This is a genomic window from Romboutsia sp. MSSM.1001216sp_RTP31141st1_G3_RTP31141_220114, assembly GCF_039031195.1.
GTDB lineage: Bacteria > Bacillota > Clostridia > Peptostreptococcales > Peptostreptococcaceae > Romboutsia_C > Romboutsia_C hominis.
In genome coordinates, this window is record NZ_JBCIUO010000052.1 from 1 (window position 1) to 1,592 (window position 1,592).

Below are 1,592 nucleotides of genomic sequence, written 5' to 3' on the forward strand. Positions count from 1 at the left end.
TCAACATCCCAAAGTCCATGCTCAAATTTGCGTTTCGTGCCTGCATAATCTTTCAGCTTTACTCCCTTTAGTTCAGCCTGGCAGGCTTCCAGTATGCGAAGAACTATTCTTTGTTCGTGTATGGACATGTCTTGCTGTTTGGACCATGTATATACCCATGATACAACTACGTCTTTATTTTTGGTAATAGGTAGCTTCTTTTTCATAACTATTTGATTTGCTGCAAAGATATAAAATACCTACATATAAACAAAAAAAGAAGGGTAAAACTCCCAAAGTGTAGGGAAAGTTCGTCTTAAAAACTCCCAAAGTGTAGGATTAAAACTCCCAAAGTGTAGGGAAACACATGTTTTAATCCCTTTATTTATCGGTGTTTCCGCAAAAGTGATAGAGCATATTACAGACGATGCTTATAACAGACAAGGGGAATTTAAAGGGAAAAAGGCTGAAAATCAACTCGAAAAGAGGGGAAAAAGCAAAGCAACACCAACCAACGGGCGGTAGGCTTGAATATGGCTTTTAATGGCGTGTACACAAATAGGTACACAAATAATTTGGAGGTTGAACTTTTATAGCTATATTTGCGGTGTAAATCAAATATATAAATATTATGCAGATAATTACAACGCGTGAATTTCGTGCCAATCAGAAGAAATATTTTGAACTGGCTGAAAAAGAGACAATCTTTGTTTCCCGTCGTAATGCCGCCCCCATAGTCGTATATGCGGCTACGGAAGAGGATTTCCCCTCAAGGGAAGAATTGGAGGCTATTCAGAGGGGTATTGAGGATATTAAGCAGGGACGAACTTTTAAAATGCGGAAGGATGAATCATTAGATGATTTTTTGAACCGTATAGAGGATGAGTGCAATGTATGAGATAGAATTTTCAAAAGAAGCTGCAAAACATGTACTGTTGCTAAGAAAGTCCTCTCCGCAACTCTTCAAAAAGTTAGAGAGGCTATTGGATGAGCTGAAAGAACATCCATACACCGGGACTGGACACCCCGAACAGTTGAAGTATTTGCAGGGTGTATGGTCAAGGCAACTTGATAAGAAAAACCGTATTAGATATACGGTGAACGAAACCACCATTGTTGTTTTTGTTATTTCTGTTTGGGGGCACTATGACGATAAATGACGTAAAAAAACAATGTAAAAATTAAAGATATGGCAGTTATAAATCTTACATCCGAGGAATTTGCTAACCGAATAGAGGAAATGCTTGATTTGGCGAGTAAAGGCGACAATGTACTTATTCATCACGAGGGGAAAACCTATACTGTTATTCCTATAAGTGATGAAGAATTGGAGAACTTAACCGCGAAAGAAAAAGTATTACTGAATAAGTAATTTTTCTCTTTTTTGTCTGCAAATGTAACTCCATACTCCGTAACCGTCAAGGGCTTCGCAAGTCCGGATCCGGAAAAATCCTGCGCTCGCAGGCTCGTGCGGTTTTTCCAGCCCGTCCCCTTGACAGTTCTCCGTATTCCGTTGTGAAAAAGGCAGGAAAAAGAGAAAAAAATGTGTGCCTATGCAGCGTGTCAGCGTTGTGTGTATTCCCATGCGGCATGTGTATATATAGCAAGAAGTG

Annotated in this window: 2 protein-coding genes and 1 pseudogene; 2 read left to right on the forward strand and 1 reads right to left on the reverse strand. The window is 39.4% G+C overall.

All coding sequences use genetic code 11. From position 1 onward, the window contains the following. Nucleotides 1-206: pseudogene (locus ABCP60_RS15890) on the reverse strand (replication initiation protein); the annotation flags it as partial. Nucleotides 207-869: 663 nt separating this feature from the next. On the opposite strand from ABCP60_RS15890, the gene ABCP60_RS15895 reads away from it, so the two are divergent. Together ABCP60_RS15895 and ABCP60_RS15900 are read left to right on the forward strand one after the other, a co-directional pair. Then, on the forward strand, nt 870-1,139 hold the full coding sequence (locus ABCP60_RS15895) for a Txe/YoeB family addiction module toxin (RefSeq protein WP_008671563.1): 270 nt from the start codon (nt 870-872) through the stop codon (nt 1,137-1,139). Nucleotides 1,140-1,228: 89 nt separating this feature from the next. Beyond that, entirely contained in the window at nt 1,229-1,351 is a 123-nt protein-coding gene (locus ABCP60_RS15900) for a hypothetical protein (RefSeq protein WP_343102183.1), read from the forward strand. The last annotated feature ends 241 nt before the right edge of the window (nt 1,352-1,592 follow it).

What these genes read in the sequence shown, in the direction of transcription:
- ABCP60_RS15895 (WP_008671563.1), top strand. Translation starts at nt 870, where the DNA reads ATGTATGAGATAGAATTTTCAAAAGAAGCTGCAAAACATGTACTGTTG.